Genomic DNA, 24,591 nt, shown 5'->3' with positions numbered 1-24,591 from the left:
GTAAATTGTTAACGTATTAGAGTAAGATCCTGAAATATGTTTTACCTTTTTACTAAACGTCACAAAGGGGGGATCTTATGGTAGAAAGGGTAACCGCGACTGATGCTGCACTTGCCCTTATCGACAAGTTAACAGAAAAACATGGTCCTATTATGTTTCATCAATCAGGAGGATGTTGTGATGGTTCATCACCAATGTGCTACCCAGTCGGTGATTTAATTATTGGGGATGCAGATGTCCTTCTTGGTGAAATAGGTGGAGCTAAGTTTTATATGCATAAAAGCCAGTTTGACTATTGGAAGCATACACAATTGATTATCGATGTGGTTGATGGTCGTGGAGGGATGTTTTCATTGGAAGGTGTGGAAGGGAAACGATTTTTAACGAGATCTCGTGCCTTTACATCTGAAGAATTGGCGCTATTAAGTAAATAATAAAGATATGCATTCCTTTTATGGAGTGCATATTTTTTTTAAAAAATTATAAATTGTATTATTGACAATGTACTTAAATGTATGATAAATTTACCTTGAATTAAAGATAATTAGTTTCGAAATAATAATCGATTCTAATTATTTATTTTTTAAAATAATATCTCGAATTCTAAATAAATTAATTGGGGGAGATTATGAATGGCTAAGTGGATTATTGACCAATCACATTCGCAAGTTGGTTTTGAAGTAAAACATATGATGGTTTCAAAGGTAAAAGGGGATTTTGGTTCTTATACTGCAGATATTGATGCAGAAGATTTAGCAGATCTTACAACTGCTCAAATCTCATTCTCTTTTGATGTAGCAAGCATTAATACACGTTCAGAAGACCGTGATAATCACTTAAAATCTGCTGATTTCTTCGATGTTGAGAAATACCCAACAATCACATTCAAATCGACAAACATTGAAAAATCAGGTGATGACTATAAAGTAACTGGTGACTTAACAATCAAAGATGTAACAAAGCCAGTAACGTTTGACGTTGAATATGGTGGGAAAGGGAAAAACCCTTGGGGAGTTGAAGTTTACGGTTTTGAGGCAGAAACAAAAATCAACCGTGAAGAGTTTGGCTTAACATGGAACGCAGCACTAGAAACAGGCGGCGTTTTAGTTGGTAAAGATATTAAAATTAAAGTAGAGCTAGAAGTTAACCCAGCTGCATAAAAATAAAACGCAAGAATGATGATTTTATCCATCACTCTTGCGTTTTTCTTTATCACCGATTGTTGTAAATTGTTTTGATTTTGTGCACAATTGATAGCAAGATTATGGCATGTACACCATACATGAAGGGAATGAAGTAGATGATTTCAATAGATCCTCAGTTAAATAGTGAAAGAGATAATTATAAATTGATGATTGGCTCAATTATTCCAAGACCAATTGCATTTGTCACTACACAATCAGAAGAAGGTGTATTAAATGGAGCACCTTTTAGTTACTTTAGTATCGTTTCAGCGAATCCACCTATGATTTCCTTAGGGATTCAACGTAATCAAGGTGAAATGAAGGATACTGCCCGGAATATTTACCATAAGCATGAGTTTGTTGTACATATTGTCGACGAAGAAAATTTACAAAAGGTGAACGAAACGGCAGCAACTTTACCACCAGAAGTAAGTGAAATAGCATTAGCAAAATTGACTCCTGTATCTAGTAAGAAAATAGCAGTACCAGGCATAGTCGAATCAAAAATTCGTATGGAATGTAAATTAGTAAAGGCCATTCAACTTGGAGAAGAGAAAACGAATACAGACTTCATTATTGGGGAAATTGTGCAATTTCATATTGATGATTCCATTTATCATAATGGAAAGATTGATGCAAAAGGGTTAAATGCGATTAGTCGTTTAGCAGGCTCAGATTACGCTACGATAGGAGAGATAATTACGTTAGAAAGACCGAAGTGATAAATACTTCCACTCATTTTAATGAAATGCTTTTACTAAATTTTGAAACTATTTCCAAGTGGATTCGTACAAAAATTATAGGAGTGGTTGACTTGAATAATGAGCAATTTTTAGAAGCATTTCAACAAAACTATAATCGGGTTTTTAATTACATGGGTGGTGGTGATTTAAAACTTTTAATTTCCTTAGCGTGTAAATATACATTGGCAGAGAAACAATTTAGTGGTGTCCAACTACAAAAGGTGTGCGAAAAATTAGAGGATGCAGGAAAAGGGACATTTTCTATTCCTAAGTATTCAACGGTGAACTATCGTATTGCATCTCACTTAATTGTGGAAGGGAATATGGAAAAAACAATTTCTGATATTATAATAAATGATCAATTCTTAAAAGAAGCTAAGTTTAAGAAATCACCGTTTCGAGGGATTGGAGCGCTATTTCTTCAAGAAGATAAACAACAACAGCATGCAGAACGTGCTAGAAAAATGTATGTGGAAATGAATCGGAATCAACGGATATTAACTACAAATGGTGATATACCTTATATTGTATTTTTAACATCCAATAACGAAAATGACCCTCTCACACAGGCTCAAACAATATATAAATATTATCAAGCGTTAAGAAAACAAAAATTTGTTATGGGTAATCAATTACAAGCGTTAGCGCAAATTATGACTATATATAGTTCGGTATATAATGAAATATTATTGCAATATGTTTTGCAACTTAAAAAGGAACTAGAAAAAAGGGGTATTAAGGTTAAAAAGATGCATTACCCATTTATAGGGGTTCTAGCAATGGCAGCTACGAATGCTTCAAAAATTGATGAGGTTATACAGTTACATAATCAATTATTGGAACTAAAAGTATTTAAAACGGCAAAGTATTATGCGTTAATTGTAGCAATACAGAAAATTATAAGAGATACAATAGAGATACAAGAAATCATTGACCTTGCTCCAATAACAAATTTACCCCAATTAGTGGAGTTGCTTGATATAGCTGAAATGCTAGTTGAAATTGGTCGTATATTACCTGGGGGAATATCTGAAGTAGCAGATTTCTTTAACTAACTAAGCGTTCCAGATTTTTGAATTAATCGGCTAAGAAGTATAATAAGGAAGAGGTGATTCGATGGAAGAGAAAAAGCTTTGGATAGATGGACAATGGGTAGAAACGAAAAATAGTTATGTATTAACTTCACCATACTCAGGAGAAGAGATAGCAAAAGTTGCTATGGCTTCTGTTCAAGATGTAGAGAAAGCGATAGAAGGAGCTCATGAAGCTTTTCAATCATTTAAAAAGACAACAGCTTTTGAACGGGCAGAAATTTTATATAAAGTAGTAGAGTTAATACGTAACCGAAAAGAAGATTTTGCAAAAATCTTAGCAATGGAAGCAGGAAAACCTCTTTCTGTTGGATTAGTAGAAGTTGATAGAACGATTGCCACGTACCAATTTTCAGCAGAAGCAGCAAAACAGTCAATGGGTGAAACTGTACCAATGGATGCGGCACCAGGAGTAAAAGATCGTATCGGCTACACAAAACGGGTTCCACTTGGTGTTGTATCGGCAATTACACCATTTAATTTTCCATTTAACTTAGTTGCTCACAAATTAGGACCAGCATTTGCGGTCGGAAATACGGTTGTATTAAAGCCTGCAACACAAACTCCTTTAAGTGCACTTGTGTTGGCAGAAATTTTTAAAGAAGCGGGTTTACCAGATGGTGCATTACAAATTGTAACTGGTTCTGGTAGTGAATTAAGTGATATTTTAGTTACACATCCATTAGTTAAAAAAGTAACATTCACGGGAAGCGGAGCAGTTGGTTTAAAATTAAAAGAAAAAGTAGGTTTACGCAAAATTACCTTAGAACTTGGATCAAATGCCGCTGTGATTGTAGAGCCAAGTACCCCAATTGAAAAAGTAATACCTCGTTGTGTTACTGGTGCTTTTGGGTATGCTGGACAAGTCTGTATTTCATTGCAGCGCGTATATGTTCATGAATCGATTTATGAACAATTTACAAATGCTTTTGTAGAAGAGACGAAGAAGTTAAAGTTAGGCGATCCATTAGATGCATCCACTGATGTGAGTGCTATGATTCATCCAAAAGAAGTTGAACGAATTAAAGAATGGATAGAAGAAGCAAAACAACAGGGAGCGGTTGTGGCAACAGGCGCTGAATTTACAGAGCGAACAATGGCACCGACAGTCATGACACATGTTTCACCTGACATGAAAATTGTTTGCCAAGAAACTTTTGCACCGATTGTATCGATTGTGCCTTATAAAAACTTGGATGAAGCTATCTCGTTCGTAAACTCTTCTGATTTAGGATTAAATGCTGGGATATATACAAATGTTTTAACGGATGCTATGAAAGCTGCTGATGAATTAGAGGCAGGAGCGATCGTCATCAATGATGTCCCAACATTTCGTATAGATAACATGCCTTATGGTGGCGTAAAAAATAGTGGCTATGGTCGAGAAGGTATTAAGTATGCAATTGAAGAGATGACTGATTTAAAATTCATTACGATTAAAACATCTTTCTAACAAATGGGATATACAAAATGGAGGTCTACAATGGGCAATGCACTACCAATGAGTAATTCACGTTCTTATCAAACACATTTAATACTACCTCCCGATACCAATCATCATGGGTCGGTTTTTGGGGGGAAGGTTTTAGCTTATATTGATGAAATTGCAGCGATTACTGCAATGAAACATGCAAGATCAGAGGTAGTAACCGTATCGCTCGATTCTGTAGATTTTGTTTCACCTGCCTATGCTGGAGATATTCTTGAATTAGAATCAATGGTATCTTCTACAGGTCGTACATCTATGGAAATATATGTACGGGTTATGACTCGAAGCCTTCGTACAGGGGAAAGAAAATTAACAACAGAATCTTTTGTAACGATGGTTGCAATCGGAGAAGATGGAAAACCAATTCCGGTACCGGGCGTCTTTCCAGAAGAAGAATGGGAGAGAAAACTTTTTGAAACTGGTGGGGCCCGTCAAAAGTTAAGAAAAGCGAAGCGGGACAATACAAAGGAACGTAGAAAGTTACTAGATACTGAAAGATAATGAAAAATAAAAGGGGGTTACCAAAAAATATTTGGTGCCCCCTTACCTCTTAATAAATATCTTTTAACAATTATTACTCACGCAGTGGACGCTTAAAAACGCGCCATCCCCATCACATTTTATTCCTGTAATTCCTGTACAACGTTTAGCAATGAATCCGATGAAGATGATACTAATGTAGCGCTAGCTGTTAGTTCACTGATTAGGTTGGAAATTTCATTCACGTCTTTTGATGTATTTGTATATTGTTCTTTAATACCTGATACTGCTTTTGCGATGGAATTAAAGGATTCCTCTAAGCTTTTTTGCGTTTGAACGCTTTTCTGAACTTGTTCATCTACATTATTAACAGATGTCGTCATATTTTCAATGTTGTTTTCTGTTTCACGAATTAAATGAGACACGTTTTGAACAGCGCTTTTTGTTTCCTCTGCAAGTTTACGTACCTCTTCGGCCACAACTGCAAAACCTTTTCCATGTTCACCAGCACGTGCTGCTTCGATAGATGCATTTAGTGCAAGAAGGTTTGTTTGATCTGCAATCCCTGTTACTAAGCCAACAATTTCACTAATCTTTTGTGAGGATACTCGTAAACTCGACATGGATTTTTCCAATAAGTTAACGCTTTCCAATATAACATTCATTAGGTTCGTTTGCGTTTCTAAATGATTTTTACCAAGGTTCGATTTGTCCTCAGTATCTGCCACGAAGTCCAACCCTTGTTTTGTAGCAGAAGAAATATTTTCAGATTGGTGAGAAATTACATATAGCGAAGCAGTTGTTTCTTCACTAATTGCATTTAATTCCTTTGCTGTATTGCGGATTGTAGCGACAAGATCGAGTTTAACTTGTAAATCTTCCGTACGAATTCGTTGTTGTTCTGCTTCGTAAGCTTTAATTACAAGTTGTTGTTCAAAGTTAATAATTTTTGAAAAGGCATTAATTGCTTTGCATGCATCATTTTTAGAAATATCTAGATCATTCACAAAATTAATGAATGTAGTCATTAATGATTGGAATGAACTTAAATACATATTTGATTCTAAACCAATTCGAACATGGGCAGCTGCAATCGCTTTACGTCCTTCTATGTATGTGTTATTAATCTTACTTTCGAAAATATCAGATAGATGTTTAGATAACGTTATTTTTAGGCGATCGATATTCGAATTTTGATTAATTATGTCTAGTAAGTTACTACTTATAGAAATAGCATCATAAAATTGAGTTACCATAGATGGGATTAACTCTTCTGTAAGGGGTTGCAATTGTTTTAATATGGCTAAGTCTTCTTTTCGTAACTGGATTAACTCAACTTGTTTAAGTAAATCTGGGTATTGAGATAGGTCAAGTTGTACATCATTTAAGTATTTTTCAACTTGAAAGAAGTTAGATACTTGGTTTTTTTGTGCTCTGCTCTTGAAAATAACCATATTATTCTCCATTCTATCCTAATATATTTTATAATTTATTAGTTTTAATTTTTTTTATATTAAATCTATTCTACTATAAATTTCCACGAAATGGGCAATTTCTCTTTATTATTTATGTCTTTTTCTCTATTATGTAAACAATTAAATATAGCTTGATTTGTAATTTATTAATTTCCCATGTAAAATACGAGTAGTTTAAATATACTGTTCGAAGAGGTCAATATACATAGTAAAGGAAGAGTTAAATGGAGAAACGACGCCTTAAATTTATCATTCCGACAATGGTCATTGTTGCGGTTACAGCTGTATTTATGTTAGCGAAATATCATACGGAAGTACCGACAAATCACAGGGTTTTAATTGTTATTAGCGCTACGCTTTTATCTGGGGTTTTAGCACATGGGTTATTTCCACATGATGATGAAGAAGCGCCAGACCCAAAGCCTAATATGAATAAAAAGAATAAATAAATTTTTAAAGCATGGTGTGAATCCATGCTTTTTTTAAAATAACAATAATAAAATATGTTTAAAATTTTTTTGTATCAAATGAAACTAAAGTAGAAGTGAATCGTATATGTATTATACAAAAAGTGACGAAAGGCTGAAGCGTTATGGATAATAAATGGGCCAAAGTAATTGTACATGCAAGTGCTTTTTTTGCTCCGGTGTTAGTACCAATTTTATTTTTATTATTAAGTTCTGAGGAAGAAGTAAAACGGATTTCTATTCAAGCTTTACTATTCCAAGGTGTTATGTGGGTGTTAATTTTTATTTCATCCCTACTAAGCTTTGTATTAATCGGTATACCATTCTTAATTATCTTTGGTATTATGACAATCGTTGTACCAATCATTGGGATTGTAAATGCTCTTAATGAAACAAGTTGGAATTACCCAATTGTTGGACGATGGGTATAAGTTTTTTTGGTAAAACATAGCAAATATAGGTTATTTACAGCGAAATAGGGGAATACTACATCGACATAGCTGGTTAATACAGCATGTCGATTTTTTTATACCTGTATTCCTCTCATATACATATATAAAGGAAAGAAACTTTATGAAACGTCAAATAAAATTAAAAATTATAGTGGGCGTTTTGATTGCATTTTGGTTTTCCTGTTTATATAATATAGTCAAAGATAGTCAAAGTCAGTATTAAGTGAGGTGAGGTATAAAAATGAGAAATATATCTGACATCATTGAAGGGTATTTAAAGCAAGTTATCGAATTAGGTGGTCAAGGACTTATTGAAATAAAACGAAGTGAACTGGCAGATAAGTTTCAATGTGTACCTTCACAAATAAATTATGTCATTAATACAAGATTTACGGCTGAACGAGGTTATTTAGTTGAAAGTAAACGCGGAGGCGGTGGCTATATTCGGATATTACGTGTAAAAACGAATTCGAAAATCGATTTACTTGAAGATATGATAAGTCAAATTGAAAAAGGTGCAACTCAATCGATGGCTGAAGATATTATTTATCGGCTAATCGATGAAGAGGTGATAACGAAACGGGAAGCAAAATTAATGTTAGCTGCTGTGGATAGGTCAACTCTTAGATTGCATTTGCCTGCGAGAGATGAACTGAGGTCGAACATTCTAAAAGCAATGTTAACGACTTTAAAATATGATAAGTAAAGTTAGTTAAATCTTCTCGACTCTTCAAGTTTTAAAAACAATATAATCTTAAAAAGAGGTGATTGGTCATGATTTGTGAGCACTGTCAAGAACGTCAGGCATCAGTCACGGTAACACAAGTAATTAATGGCCAAAAAAGTGAACGACATTATTGTGAAGTATGTGCGAAACAATTTCACCCTTTCAACATCGACTTTCATAAAGAAGATCAAATACCAATCCATCAACTAGTGGCCAATTTATTTGGTTTACCAGTTTGGAATAATACTCAAGAGAAAACTCAAACGACAACTCAGAAGGTATCCCAATGTCCGAAATGTGGTTTTACTTTCAGACACTTTTTGAATGAGGGTAAACTTGGATGTTCTCAATGTTATGAAACCTTTAGTAAACAACTTCCACAAGTTCTTACTAAAATTCAAGCAGGCACTAAGCATAGTGGTAAAGCACCTGGAAAACCATCGAATGATCATACTTGGATTAAAAAACAAATCGAGACTACTCGAGAGCAATTACAAACTGCAATTATGGAGGAACGATTTGAAGATGCTGCAGAGCTGCGGGACGAAATAAAAGATTTGGAACGTAAGCTGGAACATGGGGGTGTTGATACACCATGAATCTAGAACATTTTCTAAAAAGTGAGGCGCCAGGATGGATGGATGGCAAAGGTCTTGATGGAGATATTGTTTTAAGTACTCGCATAAGATTAGCCCGAAATTTAGATGGCTACCGATTCCCATTAAGTTTTTCAGAACAAGAAGCAAAACAAGTAGATGAAGTAGTAACACAGGCACTATTAAACATAAATAAAGATAAGCGGATTTTTTCCCATTTTACTATACAGGAAATGCCCGCGTTACAAAGGCAAGTATTAGTTGAAAAACATTTAATTAGCCCATTACTTGCTAAGAAGGAAAAACATGCATCGGTTTTACTTTCGGAAGATGAAACAATGAGCGTAATGGTCAATGAAGAAGATCACTTACGTATTCAATGTATTTTACCGGGGCTTCAACTTTCAGAAACCTATACTTTAGCAAATCAACTCGATGGTCAATTAGAAAAGCATTTACCATATGCCTTTAATGAAAGTTTTGGTTATTTAACAAGTTGTCCTACAAATGTAGGAACGGGACTACGAGCTTCAGTAATGATGCACTTACCAGCACTTACTATGTCCAAACAAATTAAAGCGGTGACGCAAATGTTAGCCCGATTTGGAATGGTTGTAAGAGGTATTTATGGTGAGGGTAGCGAAAATATAGGTAACATATATCAAATTTCCAATCAGGTTACTTTAGGGAAATCTGAAGAGGAGATTATCGAGGATTTACAAAATGTTGTTGTTCAAATCATTCAAAACGAAAGAGGCGCACGACAATCTTTACTCAAAAATTCTCGAATTGTGTTAGAAGATCGTTTCAACCGCTCATTAGGAACTCTGCGATATGCGAGGATAATGACGAGTGAAGAAGCGGCATCTTGTTTATCAAATGTTCGACTTGGTGTTGATTTGGGCATCATTAAAGATGTTCCATTGAATATATTGAATGAATGCATGATTTTAATTCAACCAGGTTTTGTGCAACAGTATGCAGGTACAACTTTACAACCAACTGAGCGCGACATCTTTAGAGCAAAATTATTACGCGAAAAACTCAATTTAAATAGTCAAAACTCATTGGAAAAAGGAGAGGAAAGATATGATGTTTAACCGATTTACTCAAAGAGCACAAAAAGTGTTGCAACTAGCTCAAGAAGAAGCGATTCGTTGGAAACACGAATCAATAGGTACAGAGCACATTTTACTTGGTTTGATTCGTGAAGGTGGCGGAATTGCTGCAAAAGCATTAGAAGCAATTGATGTAAGTCCGCAAATTATTGAATCTGGCATAGAGGAACTAGTGGGTAAAGGACAAAAAGATGTAGGTCCAATCGTGCATTATACACCAAGAGCAAAAAAAGTTATTGAATTGTCTGTTGATGAATCAAGAAAGCTTGGTCATGCATATATCGGAACAGAGCATATTTTACTTGCCCTTATCCGTGAAGGTGAAGGTGTAGCTGCTCGTGTATTAGCAAATGCAGGAGTAAGTTTAAATAAAGCACGTCAACAAGTGTTGTTATTGTTAGGTAATAACGATGCTGCTCAAAGTTCAGCAAATCCAACACAATCTGTTAATACACCAACTTTAGATGGATTAGCTCGTGACTTAACTGCAATTGCTCGTGAAGGTTCTCTTGATCCGGTAATCGGTCGTAGCAAAGAAATTACACGTGTTATCGAAGTGTTATCTCGTCGTACGAAAAACAACCCTGTATTAATTGGTGAACCAGGTGTTGGTAAAACGGCAATTGCTGAAGGCTTAGCACAACAAATCGTAAACAATGAAGTACCTGAAACATTACGTGATAAACGTGTAATGACTTTAGATATGGGTACAGTTGTTGCAGGAACTAAATACCGTGGTGAGTTTGAAGACCGTCTGAAAAAAGTTATGGATGAAATTCGCCAAGCAGGTAACGTTATTCTTTTCATTGACGAGCTTCACACATTAATTGGTGCTGGTGGTGCAGAAGGTGCAATTGATGCATCCAACATCTTAAAACCTTCATTAGCTCGTGGTGAATTACAATGTATCGGTGCAACTACCCTAGACGAATACCGTAAATACATTGAGAAAGACGCTGCCCTAGAGCGTCGTTTCCAACCAATTCAAGTAGATGAGCCTACTGTTGAAGAAACAATACAAATTATCAATGGATTGCGCGATCGCTATGAAGCACATCACCGAGTAAAAATTACGGATGAAGCGGTTGAAGCAGCTGCTAAATTATCAGACCGTTACATTTCAGATCGTTTCTTACCAGATAAAGCAATTGACTTAATTGATGAAGCGGGTTCAAAAGTACGCTTACGTTCATTCACGGTTCCACCAAACTTAAAAGCGTTAGAAGATAAATTAGAAGGTGTTCGTTCTGAGAAAAATGCCGCTGTATCTTCTCAAGAGTTTGAAAAAGCAGCAGCATTACGAGATACAGAACAAAAAATTAAAGATGAACTAGAACAAACAAAGAAAACTTGGAAAGAAAAACAAGGTAAAGAAGAATCGAAAGTAACAGTGGATGATATTGCACAAGTTGTTTCGATGTGGACTGGAATCCCTGTATCAAAAATTGCACAAGAAGAATCTGCAAAACTTCTTAACCTTGAAGAAGAGTTACACAAACGAGTGGTTGGTCAAGGTGAAGCAGTAGAAGCAATTTCTCGTGCAATCCGCCGCGCTCGTGCAGGCTTAAAAGATCCTAAACGTCCAATCGGTTCATTCATCTTCCTTGGTCCTACAGGTGTAGGTAAAACTGAGCTAGCTCGTGCCCTTGCAGAAGTAATGTTTGGCGATGAGGATGCGATGATCCGTATTGATATGTCAGAATATATGGAGAAACATTCGACTTCTCGTTTAGTTGGTTCACCTCCAGGATATGTTGGATTCGATGAAGGTGGTCAATTAACAGAAAAAGTTCGTCGTAAGCCATATTCAGTTGTGCTATTTGACGAAATTGAAAAAGCACATCCGGACGTATTCAATATTTTACTTCAAGTATTAGATGACGGTCGTTTAACTGACTCAAAAGGTCGAAAAGTAGACTTCCGTAACACGGTGGTTATTATGACATCTAACGTCGGTGCCGATGCATTGAAATACCGTAAGAGCCTAGGTTTCGGTACGGGCGATGATAAGAGCAAATATAAAGATATGAAAGGCACAATGCTAGAAGAATTGAAAAAAGCATTCCGTCCTGAATTCTTAAACCGTATTGATGATATGATTGTGTTCCACTCTTTAGAAAAAGAAGAGTTAAAACAAATTATCTCATTAATGGCTAACTCTTTAACTGCTCGCTTAAAAGAAAACCATATCGAGTTAGAATTAACAGATGCAGCATTAGAGAAAATCTCTGAAGAAGGCTATGATCCACAATATGGAGCACGTCCATTACGTCGTTCATTACAAAAACATGTGGAAGACCGCTTATCTGAAGAACTACTAAAAGGAACAGTTTCTCCAGGAGACCATGTGGTATTCGATTATGTTGATGGCGAGTTCGTAGTAAAATCTAAAAATGCTGTAGCTTCAAAATAACAAAATGTAACGGCATTCGTCATAAAATGATGTCCGAAGTAGTCGAAAAATGTTTCATGTGAAACATGTCAAAAAAGCGTGAAAATGTTAAATTAGAAATTTTCACGCTTTTTCTCTTTGTTTTAACAGGCTAATAAGGTTTAGAGTATTTCCAAATTTTCATAATGACGGATTTTGATAGCGAGGATTGTTGAGTTTTATGTTTTAATGTTGATTTTAGGAACTCTCAGTCGTTTTAAGGGTTGAGGATATATTTCTTATCATGTGCTCTTTGGTATGTTCTCTTGTACAATAAATTTACTAGAAAGAATTTAAAGGAGAATTTCATGGCAAAGAAAAAAACAAAATTCTGTTGTAATTCTTGTGGATACGAATCGCCGAAATGGATGGGGCGCTGTCCAGGGTGTGGTGAATGGAATACGTTTGTAGAAGAAATAGAAGTGGTAACAAAAGGCCCTCGAGGTGCATTCCAGCATTCCAATAGTGTTAGTCAAAAAGCAACTCCTATTATTCATGTCGAAACACAAGAAGAGCCACGTGTTCTTACAGAAATGTCCGAACTAAATCGAGTATTAGGTGGGGGGATAGTGCCAGGTTCTCTCGTATTAATTGGAGGGGATCCGGGTATTGGAAAGTCCACATTGCTAATGCAAGTATCTGCATTACTCTCTAATAGAAATCATCGTGTATTGTACATATCTGGTGAAGAGTCGATGCGTCAAACGAAACTTCGTGCATCGCGACTTGGTGTGCAGTCACCCGAGTTATATATTTACTCTGAAACGAATTTAGAATTAATTCATAAAACGATTGAAGAAGTTGGACCGAAATTTGTTATTGTCGATTCAATTCAAACAATCCATCACCCTGAGGTAACTAGTGCACCTGGTAGTGTATCACAAGTAAGAGAGTGTACAGCAGAACTTATGCGAATAGCCAAAACAAAAGGTATTGCTATCTTTTTAGTAGGTCACGTTACGAAAGAAGGCCAAATCGCTGGACCTAGATTACTAGAACATATGGTTGATACCGTTCTTTATTTTGAAGGTGAACGTCATCATACGTACCGTATATTACGTAGTCAGAAAAATCGCTTTGGTTCCACAAATGAAATTGCCATCTTTGAGATGATTCATTCAGGATTAAAAGAAGTGTTAAATCCATCTGAGTTGTTTTTGGAGGAAAGGTCCCATGATGCAGCAGGCTCAACAATTGTAGCATCTATGGAAGGGACTCGACCGATTTTAGTTGAAATTCAATCATTAGTTACTCCGACCAGCTTTAATTATCCAAAACGAATGGCAACGGGTGTAGACCAAAACCGCGTACAATTATTAATGGCTGTACTAGAAAAACGAATGGGTATGCTGTTGCAAGCGCAAGATGCCTATATAAAAGTGGCGGGTGGAGTAAAATTAGACGAACCTGCTATCGATTTAGCTGTTTTAACGTCTATAGTATCGAGTTATAAAGATCAACCTGTAAAAGGGACAGATTGCTTTGTAGGTGAAGTTGGACTAACTGGAGAAGTACGCCGTGTTTCAAGAATTGAACAACGCGTTCAAGAAGCTGCAAGACTTGGATTTAAACGAATTTTTATTCCCGCATCAAACCTAGGTGGATGGGATTATCCAGAGGACATTCAAATCATCGGTTGTGAAACCATAAATGAAGCATTGAGAGCATGCTTTAACGATTTATAATATTTCATTTAGAGCTCATATAAACTTTTTATTATATGGGCATTTTTCTTTTTAATTATGGGTAAAAATAAAACATAAGTTGTTATATAGATTTATGTAAAATGGGGAGCTAGTACTGTTTATTAAATTATGGAGATGTAATTTAGGCAAACTAGTTTCGAACACTGTATAATTAACATAAGAAGGAAAAGGAGGTGGAAATATGCTAAAAAGAGTGATTCAAATTGCATTTTTATTTATCGGAGGAGCGTTAGGTTTTGTCTTTTTACCGCCATTATACGAATTTATTAATTTATCATCTAATCCATGGCTTAACAATCCATATGTTTCGGTAGCATTAGGTGCAATCTTATTATTCCTTTTATCATTTTCATTGTCGGACTATTTTGTGAAGTTGATTGTTTGGATGGAAGGCGTTTTAGTTAAAATTCCTGCAGCCGATCTAATCTTTGGTACACTTGGATTAATTATTGGTTTGATTCTTGCTTACTTAATAGGTTTTGCAGTAGAGCGTATTCAGATTCCAATTGTCTCTGAAGTTATCCCAATATTATTATCTATTATTCTTGGTTATCTCGGTTTCCGAGTAGGATTCACAAAACGAGATGAATTGATTCAAATGTTTACAAAATCCGGGCCAAATGCAAAAAAGAAAGGTACGGATGTAGGCATTATTCCTGCCAGTGAACCAAAACAATTATACAAATTGCTGGATACAAGTGTCATCATAGATGGACGAATTGCTGATATTTCGTCTACAGGTTTTATTGAGGGTGTTTTAGTTGTTCCACAGTTTGTCTTAACAGAACTTCAACATATCGCAGATTCATCCGACACCTTAAAAAGAACACGTGGACGAAGAGGCTTAGATATTTTGAAAAAACTTCAAGACGAACGTGCAACAACCGTTCAAATTTCTGAAGTTGATTTTGAAGACATCAATGAAGTAGATTTAAAATTAGTACGACTTGCAAAAAAGATGGACGCACAAATTTTAACGAATGATTTTAATTTGAATAAGGTGTGTGAATTGCATCATGTGCAAGTATTAAATATTAATGACTTAGCAAATGCTGTAAAACCTGTCGTTATACCCGGAGAAGACATGCAAGTTGTTGTGATTAAAGATGGAAAAGAACATAATCAAGGTGTCGCATATTTAGATGACGGTACAATGATTGTTGTAGAAGGTGGCCGATCGTTTATAGGTCAATCCATTACAGTTACAGTAACAAGCGTATTACAAACTTCTGCAGGTCGAATGATTTTTGCAAAACCAAAGGATGAACAGGTAGCTTAAGTGGTTGGAGTAGGATGTGACGATGTGCAATATGAAGTAGTATTGCCTGCAGCAGGAAGTGGAAAACGCATGGGTGCAGGTCAAAATAAATTGTTTTTATTGCTAGCAAATAAACCGATATTAATTCATACTCTTGAAGTATTTGAACAAGATGAAAATTGTACAGGAATTTGGTTAGCAGTAAAACCTGAAGAACGGGAATTTATTCAGCAATTATTAAGGGAATATCAAATTACAAAAGTAAAGGGTTTACCTGATGGAGGCGAGGAACGACAACATTCTGTTCACTCCTGTATCAAAGAGATGGAACAAGTGGAAATAGTCTTAGTTCATGATGCGGCAAGGCCTTTTATTACACAAAACATCATTGCTTCTCTTGTTAAGCGTGCAATTGAACAGGGTGCAGCTATTGCAGGGGTGAAAGCCAAAGACACGATGAAGAAAGTAAAGGATGGCATCATCGTTGAAACGGTGGACCGCGAAAGTTTATGGATGATTCAAACACCACAAGCATTTCGATATGACTTACTAGCAGAAGCAGAGGATGTAGCTGAAAAAGTTGGTTTTCTAGGTACAGATGAAGCTATGCTAGTTGAGCGACTTGGTTATCCCGTTCATATCGTAGAAGCAAGCTATGATAATTTAAAAATGACAACTAAAGAAGATTTAGTGTTGGGCGAAGCAATACTCAAAAAGCGCGGCATTAATAGTTAATGTTTTTAATTATTTCATTTAAAACACCCGAGTGGCAATGTTTGCCCTCGGGTGTTCTTTTATATTGCAGTATATCCACCATCTACTAATAGGTTGCAACCTGTTACAAATTCATTTTCACATAAGAAGACAATTGCATGAGCAATTTCTTCTGGTTGACCAAGACGACCAACAGGATGGCGAGCAACTAATCCATCATAGAAATCACCTAAAGCTTCTTTGTTCACCATACCAGATTCTACATAACCAGGGCATACGGAATTGATTCGTATTCCTCTACCGGAATATTCTGCAGCTAATGATTTAGTCATAAGGTTTGCAGCCCCTTTTGAAGCGTTGTATGCAAATGCACCAGCTTCACCTACTGTTCCTAAAATTGAAGCTACGTTAACAATTGCACCACCATTACCGGCTTTCAAAAATTCTTGGATTGCATATTTACTGCCGTAGAAAATACTATCTTGGTTAACTTTAATGACACGTTGATAATCTTCATAGTCTAGTTCATGTGTAGAGGCTAATGCACCAATACCTGCATTGTTCACAATGATATCTACCTTGCCATAAGTATCAACAGCAAATTGAACCAGTGCTTGTACAGCAGATTCCTCTGCAACATTTGCTTCGAAAAATGTTACGTCTCCACCGTTTTCACGAATGGAAGCGACATGTTGCTTACCTGCTTCTGTATTAATATCTGAAAGAACCACTTTTGCACCCTTTGCTACAAATGCTTTTACAGTTGCTAATCCAATACCTGAAGATCCACCAGTAACGATAGCAACTTTATCTTTTAATTCGAACATTTATTCTCCCCCTGATATGTAATAATTTACCACAATTAATTACATACGATTTAAATAACGTAAATTCCTGCTTACAATCAAACATAATTGGAAATATGTTAATATATGTAGAGTAAAATTAAGTTAAATTATATGTAAAGGACGGTGAATGCTGTTTGTGTCGTTGTAGACGATTACAACAGCTAGTATATGTTTCGAGTTGGACAAGGTTTTGACGTTCATGCATTTGCAGAAGGACGTCCTTTAATTTTAGGTGGCATTACTATTCCTCATGATCGTGGTCTCTTAGGGCACTCAGATGCTGACGTTTTATTACATACAGTAACTGATGCAGCACTTGGCGCAATTGGAGAAGGAGATATCGGTCACCATTTCCCAGATACAGACCCAGCGTTTAAGGATGCTGACAGTGCAAAATTATTGCAACACATTTGGAAAATTGTTGAGGAAAAGGGCTATGTTCTTGGAAATGTTGATTGTACGATTATGGCACAACGACCGAAATTAGCTCCTTACATTGAACCAATGCGTAATCGAATTGCAGAATTATTAAATGCAGAAGCATCTCAAGTGAATGTAAAAGCAACAACAACTGAAAAGCTTGGTTTTACTGGTCGTGAAGAAGGTATTGCTGCAATGGCAACAATCCTGTTAATTAAGAAATAAAAATAGACGGATAATTAGCTCTATTTGGTAAATAGTACACCAAGTCAGGAAACTAAGTATGCCAGCTTTTATTTCCATCAACAGAGTGGTAAAATTGACAAAGTGATTTTTTAACATATAGGAGGCACTTATATAATGACAAAAGAAGTTCGCGTTCGTTATGCGCCGTCACCAACAGGATTTTTACACATTGGTGGTGCTCGTACAGCGTTATTTAACTATTTATTTGCAAAACATCATAATGGGAAATTTATCGTACGTATTGAGGACACAGATATCGAGCGTAATGTTGAGGGCGGAGAAGCATCACAACTAGATAACTTACGTTGGTTAGGCATTACACCTGATGAGTCAATTGATATCGGTGGACCATACGCACCATATCGCCAAATGGAACGTCTAGACATTTATAAAAAACATGCAGAAGAGCTTCTAGAACGCGGCATTGCTTATAAATGTTTCTGTACATCTGAGGAATTAGAAGCTTCTCGTGAAGAGCAACGTGCACGTGGCGTTGCTGCACCTACTTATAACGGTAAATGTCGTCATTTAACTCCAGAAGAGGTAGCTGCTAAAGAAGCGGAAGGTATTCCTTACACAATTCGTATGCGTGTACCTGAAAACAAAACATATAATTTCACTGACCTTGTGCGCGGTGAAGTTACATTTGAATCAAAAGATATTGGAGATTGGGTACTTGTAAAAGCAAATGGTATCCCAACATATAACTATGCCGTAGTACTAGATGATCATTTCATGGATATTACACATGTTTTCCGTGGAGAAGAGCATTTGTCAAATACGCCTAAACAAATGATGATCTTTGATGCATTTGGTTGGGAATATCCACAATATGGTCATATGACATTAATCGTAAATGAAGATCATAAGAAATTATCAAAACGTGATGAATCAATTATTCAATTCGTTTCTCAATATAAAGATCTTGGGTATTTACCAGAAGCAATGTTTAACTTCTTTGCACTTTTAGGATGGTCTCCTGAAGGCGAGGAAGAGATCTTTACTAAAGAACAGTTCATTGAAATTTTTGATGAAAAGCGTCTTTCGAAGTCACCATCGATGTTCGATAAAAATAAACTAACATGGATGAATAACCAATACATCAAAAAACTTCCTCTTGAACAAGTTGTGGAATTATCTTTACCACATTTACAAAAAGCAGGTTTACTTCCAGCAGAATTAAACGAAGAGCAACAAGCATGGGCTACAGCGTTAATTGGTCTTTACCATAATCAAATGAGCTATGGTGCGGAAATTGTTGAGTTATCAAGTTTATTCTTCACAGAGGAAATTGTATATGATGAAGAAGCGAAAGAAGTATTAGCTGGCGAACAAATTCCTGAAGTTATGACGTCATTTAAAGCTCAACTTGAAGCCCTTGAATCATTTGATCCAGCATCTATTAAAGCTGCAATTAAAGCTGTTCAAAAAGAAACTGGACACAAAGGGAAAAATTTATTTATGCCAATACGTGTCGTAACAACTGGTCAAACTCATGGTCCAGAATTAGCAGATGCAATTGCATTAATTGGTAAAGAAAAAGCCATTGCTCGTATTGAGAAATACGTAAAATAAACGAATGTTATTAATTGACTTTTAAATAGCCTATTGTAAAATGAATTTAACTTTATTCGACTAGAGCGTAAATATTTTTAAAGCGTTGAGAAGGAGAAGTACGTAAAATATGTTTTATAGAGAGGGTCATCATTGGCTGAAAATGACCTAAACCTCTATTTTACGGAAATGCACCTTTCGAGTACTGTGCTGAAAATTTGAGTAGGCAAGTCGATTCGTCCTCGTTAACGGACTGCAAGCGGAAGGCATAACTTTGCTTTCAATCAGAGTGGAACCGCGCTTTAATGCGTCTCTGTCATTTCATAGTGGAATGATAGAGACGTTTTTTATTTAAATAATTTATGGAATCTCAAAAGGAGAGAGTAAGTATGGCGATTCAAATTTTTAACTCTTTAACACGACAAAAGGAGCAGTTTATCCCTCTTGAAGAAGGGAAAGTAAAAATGTATGTATGTGGTCCAACAGTATACAACTTTATTCATATTGGGAATGCTCGTCCTGTTATTGTGTATGATACAGTGCGCCGTTATTTTCAATATAAAGGTTACGATGTGAAATATGTTTCGAACTTCACTGATGTAGATGACAAAATTATTAAAGCTGCTAATGAACTTGGCGAAGAAGTTTTTGAATTAACAGAGCGCTTTATTCACGCTTATTTTGAAGATATCACAGCACTGGGCTGTAAAAAAGCAGATGTTCATCCTCGAGTTACAAATCATATGGATGATATCATTGAATTTATAAAAGTTTTAGTGGAAAAAGGATTTGCTTACGAATCACAAGGGGACGTATATTATCGTACACGTAAATTTGATGGTTACGGCAAACTTTCTCATCAATCAATTGATGATCTAAAGGTTGGAGCTCGTATTGAAGCTGGTGAGAAAAAAGAAGATCCACTTGATTTTGCGTTATGGAAAGCAGCAAAACCAGGCGAGATTAAATGGGAAAGTCCATGGGGTGAAGGTCGTCCAGGATGGCATATTGAATGTTCGGTTATGGCTAGAGAACATTTAGGTGACACAATTGATATTCATGCGGGTGGTCAAGATTTGACTTTCCCACACCATGAAAATGAAATTGCTCAATCAGAAGCGTATACAGGAAAAACTTTTGCGAAATATTGGATGCATAATGGATACATTAATATCGATAATGAAAAAATGTCAAAATCCCTTGGCAATTTCGTGTTAGTAAATGATATCCGTAAGCAAATTGATCCACAAGTGTTACGTTTCTTTATGTTATCAGTACATTACCGTCATCCAATCAACTTTGCACAAGACTTAGTAGAGGCTGCTCGTGCTGGTTTAGAAAGACTTCGTACAGCTTATTCAAATGTGGAATATCGTTTAAATGCTGCAACGAATCTTACTGACAATGGTGAATCATATTTAGCGAAAATAGAAGAGGTTAAGAAATCCTTTGAAGAAGCAATGGATGATGACTTCAATACAGCAAACGCAATTTCTTCTCTATTTGAATTAGCTAAACTTGCTAACACATATTTAAACGAAACTAATACAGAAGAACGTGTATTAAATGCGTTCCTACAAACGTTCAATCAACTTGGAGATGTTTTAGGTATTCAGTTTAAAGTGGAGGCAGAATTATTAGACGAGGAAATTGAAGCTTTGATTGAAGAGCGTAATCAAGCTCGTAAAAATCGTGATTTTGCACGTTCTGATGAAATTCGCGACCAACTATTAAGTATGAACATCATATTAGAAGATACACGCCAAGGTACACGTTGGAAACGAGGGTTATAAGAATGTCTCAACTTCGTATAGAAGATGTAAAGCAGTTAAATGCATTAGCTCTAGCTTATATGGGAGATGCTGTTCTTGAACAAAGAGTGAGAGAGCATCTCCTCCTAAATGGAAGAGCCAAACCAAATCGTCTTCATAAAGAAGCCACTAGTTATGTCTCTGCAAAAGCTCAATCGATGATCGTCCATAAAATGATGGATGAAAATTACTTAACTGAGGAAGAGGTAGCGGTTTTTAAAAGAGGGCGAAATGCTAAATCTGGTTCAATTCCAAAAAATACAGATGTTCAAACCTATCGAAATAGTTCGGGGTTTGAAGCGGTATTAGGAAGCCTATATTTAACGAAGCAATATACACGTGTTAACGAAATCATTGATTACGCAATAGAAATTGTTGAACAATCAAAGGGAGGGTCATAACTTGAGTGAGCAACAAGGTGAAATGATTGCTGGAAAAAATCCGGTGCTTGAAGCTTTGCGTTCAGGTAGAGAAATTAATAAATTATGGATTGCTGAAGGTGTAAAAAAGACGGGAATTAATGAAGTTCTTGATTTAGCTCGTGAGCGTGGTGTGCTTGTTCAATTTGTCCCAAAGAAAAAAGTAGACCAATTATCTGATGCAAATCATCAAGGTATCGTTGCTTCTGTAGCAGCTTATAAATATGCGGAGCTAGAGGATTTATTTAATGCAGCGAAGGAAAAAAATGAGGATCCATTCTTTATTATTTTAGACGAGTTAGAAGATCCACATAATTTGGGTTCGATTATGCGTACAGCAGATGCAATTGGTGTACATGGCATTATTATTCCGAAACGTCGCGCGGTAGGGTTAACAGCTGTTGTCGCAAAAGCATCTACAGGGGCGATTGAACATGTTCCGGTAGTGCGAGTTACAAATTTAGCGCAAACTGTGGACGAACTAAAAGATCGTGGTGTATGGATTGCTGGAACAGATGCGAAAGGCTCAGTGGATTACAGAAAGATGGATGCTACTTTACCGTTAGCAGTCATTATCGGTAGTGAGGGTAGAGGGATGAGCCGATTGTTAAGAGATAAATGTGATTTCCTTTACCACTTACCAATGATTGGACATGTTACATCATTAAATGCCTCGGTTGCTGCAGCGCTTTTAATGTATGAAGTATATAGAAAACGTCAAGAAAAGAATGAATAAACATGCAAACCATTTTAATTGTTGACGGCTACAATATGATTGGAGCTTGGAAGGAATTACGTCCTTTAAAAGATACGAATTTCGAAGAAGCCCGTAATCGCTTGCTAGAGCTCATGGCAGAATTTAAAGCTGCCATGGGATGGCGAGTAATTGTTGTATTTGATGCTCACTTAGTTCCAGGTGTGCAACAGACTTATGTTCAAAATGGTGTAGAAATTATATATACTAGAAAAAACGAAACTGCTGATGAACAAATAGAAAAGTTAACAAATGAATTAAAGGGCAGAAAAATACAAATCTATGTAGCTACATCCGATATGACAGAGCAAAATGTAATATTTGGACAAGGTGCATTGCGAAAGTCAGCACGCGAATTAGAAATTGATATGCAAATTGTTAAGTCAAACATTGCACAAGAAGTTAAGGTGAAACACGAAGAAAAGCCTAAATCTAGAATTCAATTATCGAAAGAAGTTGAACTAGCTTTTGAGAAAATGAGACGGGGTTTGAAATAACTATTTGACCTATATTTTCCAATTCCGTTATACTGTTGCTATCATACAAATAGAACGTTACTGGGGTGAGAACGTTGCTAAGTAGTAATCAAACACAGGTGTTACAACGTTTTGAGGATTTTGCAGATGAACAACTGGTCGAACAAGTACATCAAGGTAATACAGAAGCGTTAGATTATTTAATAACGAAATATCGAATGTTTGTCAAAGCGAAAGCACGCTCTTACTTTTTAATTGGTGCAGATAAGGAAGATATTGTTCAAGAAGGAATGATAGGTTTATATAAAGCGATAAGAGATTTTAAGGGTGATAAACTATCTTCATTTCGCGCATTTGCGGAGCTGTGCATCACACGTCAAATCATTACCGCTATTAAAACAGCAACACGTCAAAAACATATACCGCTTAATTCCTATGTATCTCTTGATAAACCAATTTATGATGAAGAATCCGATCGCACATTAATGGATATCATTACAAGCTCTGAATCGGAAGACCCAGAATATTTAATGATTAATCGCGAGGAATACTCTCATTTAGAGGAGAAAATTGGAGAAATATTAAGTGAACTAGAACAACAAGTGCTTGCTTTATATTTGGATGGACAATCTTATAATGAAATTTCAGAGGAACTTAACCGTCATGTCAAATCGATTGATAATGCCCTTCAACGTGTAAAACGTAAACTTGAACGTCATCTGGCATTTGGAGAAATAAGTTAATCTCGTATATATTAAGCTTGTTGACATCATCTTCTTTAGGTGTTAGTCTTTAGAAGATAAAAAGCCGAAATAGGTGAATTTTCATATATGTCTAAAAAAATTGTTTTATGCTGTGAAAAATGTGGATCCCGAAACTATTCGGTTCCTGCTAGAGCAAATGAAACTAGTCGTCTTGAATTGAAAAAGTTTTGTTCCCATTGTAACGAACACACAGTGCATAAGCAAACTAGATAATTTTACTAATAGTTTTAGTTGGAACATAGAATAGATGATTTGTTCGGAGGTTAAGCTATAATGGGCAAGATTAAAGGGTTTCTGTCAAACGTAATGTCAGAAATGAGAAAGACAAGCTGGCCAAAAAGTAAAGAACTAACAAAATATACTGTAGTTGTTGTAACGACAGTTATATTTATGGCAATATTTTTTGTGCTAGTTGACTTAGGCATTTCAGAACTATTCCGTTTATACTTGGATTCGTAATTAAGAAATGTTAATACTTTTTGAAAATAGCCCGTCTTTTACTCTACGGGTTTTTTTCATTTGTTTATTTTTATTAATTTGTGATAATCGTATTATTAAATTCATTTTCGCCAGCGCACAAGTGATTAGTGAGGAGGGACGGACGTTATTAGTCCGGTGACAATATGGAGAAGAGATGGTATGTAGTTCATACTTATTCAGGGTATGAAAACCGCGTTAAAGCAAATCTTGAAAAACGTGTTGAAACAATGGGAATGCAAGATAACATTTTCCGTGTTATTGTTCCAGAACATGAAGAAACAGATTTAAAAGATGGAAAAAAACGTACAGTAATGCGCAAAGTATTTCCAGGTTATGTTTTAGTGGAAATGATTTTAACAGATGAATCTTGGTACGTTGTTCGAAATACACCCGGTGTAACAGGATTTATTGGATCTTCTGGTGGTGGAGCAAAACCTACTCCATTATTACCTGAGGAAGTTGAACGTTTATTACGTCAAATGGGTATCGATAAAAAAGCTGTTGGTGAGTTAGATATTACAGTTGGAGAAGTGGTTGAAGTATTAGATGGACCATTTGCTCATTTCCAAGGTAAAGTTGAAGAAGTAGACGCTGATAAAGGTAAAGTAAAAGTTATTGTAGATATGTTTGGACGTGAAACAAAAATGGAATTGGATTTTGAACAAATCCAAAAAATTTAGTTCTAAACCATGTTAAAACTCTATTGGTAATAGGGATAATAGAGACGGAAAATACCCATAAGTATATTTGATTGATATTTATACTTGCGCAACTAAATTAAAAGTGGTATCATTTCATAGGTCAGACTGTCAAAAGATAGTTTGTCTTATATTAATTAATTTTTTAATGTTATCAGCAATTAGCTGACAGACAGATATTGAGTGGGAG

At 35.8% G+C, this 24,591-nt stretch carries 27 protein-coding genes and 1 other annotated feature; of the genes, 25 read left to right on the top strand and 2 right to left on the bottom strand.

Annotated elements, in window-relative coordinates:
* Positions 1-77 precede the first annotated feature (77 nt).
* The 6 genes from NKR20_RS17780 (at position 78) to NKR20_RS17755 (ending at position 5,008) form a co-directional block, all read left to right on the top strand.
* Entirely contained in the window at positions 78-434 is a 357-nt protein-coding gene (locus NKR20_RS17780) for a DUF779 domain-containing protein (protein WP_121215263.1), read from the top strand.
* A gap of 198 nt (positions 435-632) precedes the next feature.
* Positions 633-1,160 (top strand): YceI family protein, encoded by a 528-nt coding sequence (locus tag NKR20_RS17775; RefSeq protein ID WP_121215262.1) that lies wholly within the window; start codon positions 633-635, stop codon positions 1,158-1,160.
* A 140-nt stretch (positions 1,161-1,300) separates the two neighbouring features.
* Positions 1,301-1,906, top strand: coding sequence for a flavin reductase family protein (locus tag NKR20_RS17770; protein WP_253427915.1), 606 nt, complete (start codon positions 1,301-1,303; stop codon positions 1,904-1,906).
* 92 nt (positions 1,907-1,998) lie between these two features.
* Entirely contained in the window at positions 1,999-2,982 is a 984-nt protein-coding gene (locus NKR20_RS17765) for a DUF4003 family protein (protein ID WP_170148452.1), read from the top strand.
* Positions 2,983-3,043: 61 nt separating this feature from the next.
* Positions 3,044-4,471 carry an aldehyde dehydrogenase family protein gene (locus tag NKR20_RS17760; RefSeq protein ID WP_121215259.1) on the top strand — a complete coding sequence of 476 codons (1,428 nt, stop codon included), beginning with the start codon at positions 3,044-3,046 and terminating at the stop codon, positions 4,469-4,471.
* A gap of 30 nt (positions 4,472-4,501) precedes the next feature.
* A complete protein-coding gene (locus NKR20_RS17755; RefSeq protein ID WP_121215258.1) occupies positions 4,502-5,008 on the top strand; it encodes an acyl-CoA thioesterase in 507 nt (168 codons plus the stop codon).
* A gap of 119 nt (positions 5,009-5,127) precedes the next feature.
* On the opposite strand, the gene NKR20_RS17750 is transcribed toward NKR20_RS17755, so the two are convergent.
* Positions 5,128-6,453, bottom strand: coding sequence for a methyl-accepting chemotaxis protein (locus tag NKR20_RS17750; protein WP_419095291.1), 1,326 nt, complete (start codon positions 6,451-6,453; stop codon positions 5,128-5,130).
* A 233-nt stretch (positions 6,454-6,686) separates the two neighbouring features.
* Between NKR20_RS17750 and NKR20_RS17745 the strand changes: the two genes are divergently transcribed.
* The 9 genes from NKR20_RS17745 (at position 6,687) to ispD (ending at position 15,952) form a co-directional block, all read left to right on the top strand.
* On the top strand, positions 6,687-6,911 hold the full coding sequence (locus NKR20_RS17745; protein ID WP_121215256.1) for a hypothetical protein: 225 nt from the start codon (positions 6,687-6,689) through the stop codon (positions 6,909-6,911).
* Between the two features lie 143 nt (positions 6,912-7,054).
* Positions 7,055-7,360 (top strand): DUF4870 domain-containing protein, encoded by a 306-nt coding sequence (locus tag NKR20_RS17740; RefSeq protein WP_121214155.1) that lies wholly within the window; start codon positions 7,055-7,057, stop codon positions 7,358-7,360.
* 262 nt (positions 7,361-7,622) lie between these two features.
* The gene (locus tag NKR20_RS17735; RefSeq protein ID WP_121214156.1) at positions 7,623-8,087 is read left to right on the top strand and encodes a CtsR family transcriptional regulator; all 465 of its coding nucleotides are present in this window, start codon (positions 7,623-7,625) and stop codon (positions 8,085-8,087) included.
* 68 nt (positions 8,088-8,155) lie between these two features.
* Complete coding sequence (locus NKR20_RS17730; protein ID WP_121214157.1) at positions 8,156-8,707, top strand: UvrB/UvrC motif-containing protein; 552 nt, start codon at positions 8,156-8,158, stop codon at positions 8,705-8,707.
* Positions 8,704-9,804 (top strand): protein-arginine kinase McsB, encoded by a 1,101-nt coding sequence (locus tag NKR20_RS17725; protein WP_121214158.1) that lies wholly within the window; start codon positions 8,704-8,706, stop codon positions 9,802-9,804. Before NKR20_RS17730 ends, NKR20_RS17725 begins: the two co-directional genes overlap by 4 nt.
* The gene (locus NKR20_RS17720; RefSeq protein WP_121214159.1) at positions 9,794-12,235 is read left to right on the top strand and encodes an ATP-dependent Clp protease ATP-binding subunit; all 2,442 of its coding nucleotides are present in this window, start codon (positions 9,794-9,796) and stop codon (positions 12,233-12,235) included. The genes NKR20_RS17725 and NKR20_RS17720 overlap by 11 nt, the downstream gene beginning before the upstream one ends.
* A 326-nt stretch (positions 12,236-12,561) precedes the next feature.
* Positions 12,562-13,938 (top strand): DNA repair protein RadA, encoded by a 1,377-nt coding sequence (radA, locus tag NKR20_RS17715; protein ID WP_121214160.1) that lies wholly within the window; start codon positions 12,562-12,564, stop codon positions 13,936-13,938.
* 202 nt (positions 13,939-14,140) lie between these two features.
* A complete protein-coding gene (locus NKR20_RS17710; RefSeq protein ID WP_121214161.1) occupies positions 14,141-15,238 on the top strand; it encodes a PIN/TRAM domain-containing protein in 1,098 nt (365 codons plus the stop codon).
* Positions 15,239-15,262: 24 nt separating this feature from the next.
* Positions 15,263-15,952, top strand: coding sequence for a 2-C-methyl-D-erythritol 4-phosphate cytidylyltransferase (gene ispD, locus NKR20_RS17705; protein WP_121214221.1), 690 nt, complete (start codon positions 15,263-15,265; stop codon positions 15,950-15,952).
* Between the two features lie 59 nt (positions 15,953-16,011).
* Here the strand turns inward: ispD and NKR20_RS17700 are convergent, their stop codons facing one another.
* Complete coding sequence (locus NKR20_RS17700) at positions 16,012-16,758, bottom strand: SDR family NAD(P)-dependent oxidoreductase (protein ID WP_121214162.1); 747 nt, start codon at positions 16,756-16,758, stop codon at positions 16,012-16,014.
* A 189-nt stretch (positions 16,759-16,947) separates the two neighbouring features.
* On the opposite strand from NKR20_RS17700, the gene ispF reads away from it, so the two are divergent.
* From ispF to nusG, 10 genes are all read left to right on the top strand, one after another.
* Complete coding sequence (gene ispF, locus NKR20_RS17695) at positions 16,948-17,424, top strand: 2-C-methyl-D-erythritol 2,4-cyclodiphosphate synthase (protein ID WP_253427913.1); 477 nt, start codon at positions 16,948-16,950, stop codon at positions 17,422-17,424.
* A 135-nt stretch (positions 17,425-17,559) separates the two neighbouring features.
* Complete coding sequence (gltX, locus tag NKR20_RS17690) at positions 17,560-19,020, top strand: glutamate--tRNA ligase (RefSeq protein WP_253427905.1); 1,461 nt, start codon at positions 17,560-17,562, stop codon at positions 19,018-19,020.
* 76 nt (positions 19,021-19,096) lie between these two features.
* Positions 19,097-19,317 (top strand) — a binding site (T-box leader).
* A gap of 71 nt (positions 19,318-19,388) precedes the next feature.
* Positions 19,389-20,792 carry a cysteine--tRNA ligase gene (cysS, locus tag NKR20_RS17685; protein ID WP_253427903.1) on the top strand — a complete coding sequence of 468 codons (1,404 nt, stop codon included), beginning with the start codon at positions 19,389-19,391 and terminating at the stop codon, positions 20,790-20,792.
* A gap of 2 nt (positions 20,793-20,794) precedes the next feature.
* A complete protein-coding gene (locus NKR20_RS17680) occupies positions 20,795-21,211 on the top strand; it encodes a Mini-ribonuclease 3 (RefSeq protein WP_121214166.1) in 417 nt (138 codons plus the stop codon).
* 1 nt (position 21,212) lies between these two features.
* Entirely contained in the window at positions 21,213-21,965 is a 753-nt protein-coding gene (gene rlmB / locus NKR20_RS17675) for a 23S rRNA (guanosine(2251)-2'-O)-methyltransferase RlmB (RefSeq protein ID WP_121214167.1), read from the top strand.
* Between the two features lie 2 nt (positions 21,966-21,967).
* Positions 21,968-22,480 (top strand): NYN domain-containing protein, encoded by a 513-nt coding sequence (locus NKR20_RS17670; RefSeq protein WP_121214168.1) that lies wholly within the window; start codon positions 21,968-21,970, stop codon positions 22,478-22,480.
* A 74-nt stretch (positions 22,481-22,554) separates the two neighbouring features.
* Positions 22,555-23,202 (top strand): RNA polymerase sporulation sigma factor SigH, encoded by a 648-nt coding sequence (sigH, locus tag NKR20_RS17665; protein WP_121214169.1) that lies wholly within the window; start codon positions 22,555-22,557, stop codon positions 23,200-23,202.
* 87 nt (positions 23,203-23,289) lie between these two features.
* Positions 23,290-23,436 carry a 50S ribosomal protein L33 gene (gene rpmG, locus NKR20_RS17660; RefSeq protein WP_121214170.1) on the top strand — a complete coding sequence of 49 codons (147 nt, stop codon included), beginning with the start codon at positions 23,290-23,292 and terminating at the stop codon, positions 23,434-23,436.
* A gap of 60 nt (positions 23,437-23,496) precedes the next feature.
* Positions 23,497-23,682, top strand: coding sequence for a preprotein translocase subunit SecE (gene secE, locus NKR20_RS17655; protein WP_121214171.1), 186 nt, complete (start codon positions 23,497-23,499; stop codon positions 23,680-23,682).
* A gap of 164 nt (positions 23,683-23,846) precedes the next feature.
* The gene (nusG, locus tag NKR20_RS17650) at positions 23,847-24,383 is read left to right on the top strand and encodes a transcription termination/antitermination protein NusG (protein WP_121214172.1); all 537 of its coding nucleotides are present in this window, start codon (positions 23,847-23,849) and stop codon (positions 24,381-24,383) included.
* The last annotated feature ends 208 nt before the right edge of the window (positions 24,384-24,591 follow it).

Source organism: Ureibacillus endophyticus (assembly GCF_024159215.1).
GTDB classification, from domain to species: domain Bacteria; phylum Bacillota; class Bacilli; order Bacillales_A; family Planococcaceae; genus Ureibacillus; species Ureibacillus endophyticus.
The sequence above is the reverse complement of the archived record's forward strand: the minus strand, read 5'-3'. Positions and strand labels throughout refer to the sequence as shown.